Source organism: Xenophilus sp., assembly GCF_044462705.1.
Lineage (GTDB): Bacteria > Pseudomonadota > Gammaproteobacteria > Burkholderiales > Burkholderiaceae_C > Xenophilus > Xenophilus azovorans.
On sequence record NZ_JBIQNC010000071.1, the window covers coordinates 1 to 1457 of the forward strand.

Annotated in this window: 2 pseudogenes; one reads left to right on the forward strand and one right to left on the reverse strand. The window is 71.4% G+C overall.

Going from position 1 to position 1457, the window contains the following annotated elements:
- Nucleotides 1-417: pseudogene (locus ACIY1X_RS12520) on the reverse strand (transketolase); the annotation flags it as partial.
- Between the two features lie 202 nt (nt 418-619).
- Here ACIY1X_RS12520 and ACIY1X_RS12525 point away from each other — a divergent pair.
- Nucleotides 620-1457, forward strand: a pseudogene (locus ACIY1X_RS12525) (hypothetical protein); the annotation flags it as partial.

Here is a 1457-nt window from a genome sequence, read left to right on the forward strand (position 1 = left end):
GCGGTTGAACTCGGCGGCCAGCAGCTTCTCGGCCAGCGCGAAGCCCACCGCGTTGGTGATGCCCTGGCCCAGCGGGCCGGTGGTGGTTTCCACACCGGGGGTGATGCCCACCTCAGGGTGGCCGGCCGTCTTGCTGTGCAGTTGGCGGAAGTTCTTCAGCTCCTCGATCGGCAGCGCGTAGCCCGTCAGGTGCAGCAGCGCGTAGACCAGCATCGAGGCGTGGCCGTTGGAGAGCACGAAGCGGTCGCGGTCGGCCCAGTGCGGGTTGGCCGGGTTGTGCCGGAGGTGCTCGCCCCACAGGGCCACCGCCATGTCGGCCATGCCCATCGGGGCGCCGGGGTGGCCGGAATTGGCTTGTTGTACGGCGTCCATCGCCAGCGCGCGGATCGCGTTGGCCATCAAGGCGTGGTTGGCCATCGGAGAGAGGCTTTCGGGGGGTTGGGGTGAGGGAAAGCCCTCGATTTTAGCCGGCGGGGTATCGCCACACGGCGGACCGGGCGCAACCGCGCTGGACACGGCGCCGGGCGCTCATCTATTCTTCCGCTTACAAAAACCGAGCTGTCACTTCAGGGAGTTGCATATGCGAACAAGAATTCGCGCGCTGGCATGCGCGCTGGGATTGAGCCTGCTCGCAGGCTGCGGAGGAGGCGGAGGGGGCGGCGGCAGCGGCTTCCTTCCGATCGCGGGCACGCCCACGGGCCCCACCACGGGCGACACGTCCAGTCCGCCCACCACCCCCACCACTCCCACCACCCCGACCCATCCCTCCAATCAGGAGACGGTGCTCACCGGCCAGGTGCCCGCCGGCGGCGCGCCGGTGGCGGACGCCGCGGTGAGCGCGGGCGGCGCCGCGGCACGCACCGACGCCGAGGGCCGCTACCGCCTGGCCATCGCCGACGCGCAGGCGCCGGCCACGGTCCTCGTCAAGTCCAGGGGGCACCTGACGATGGCCAAGGAAGCGCCGCGCGCCCAGGGACAAACCACCACCCTGGACGTGACGCTCCAGCCGGTGGACGTGCAGCGCACCTTCGAGGCGGCCGGCGGGGTGGTCGCCGTCGTCAACGGCGCCGTGATCGACATCCCGGCCGCCGGCATCCAGGACGCCAACGGCAATCCCTACGACGGGCCGGTGCATCTGGCCGCGGCCTACCGCAACCCCACCACCGCCGCCGGCGTGGACGCCTTCCTGCAGCCCTACCGCGGCGAGGACAGCGGTGCCGCCTACCACCTGCAGACGGTGGGCGTGATCGAGGCGACGCTGACCGACCCGGCCGGCAACCCGCTGCAGCTCAGCCAGCCGGCCACGCTGGTCTACCCCGGCGTCAGCCGCGTGGACCGGGGCGAAGCCTCGATCCCGCTGTGGTACTACGACGAGCAGCGCATGCTGTGGATCCGCGAGGGCCAGGCCACGCGGCAGAGCGACGGCAGCTACCTCGGGCAGGTGTCGCACTTCAGCG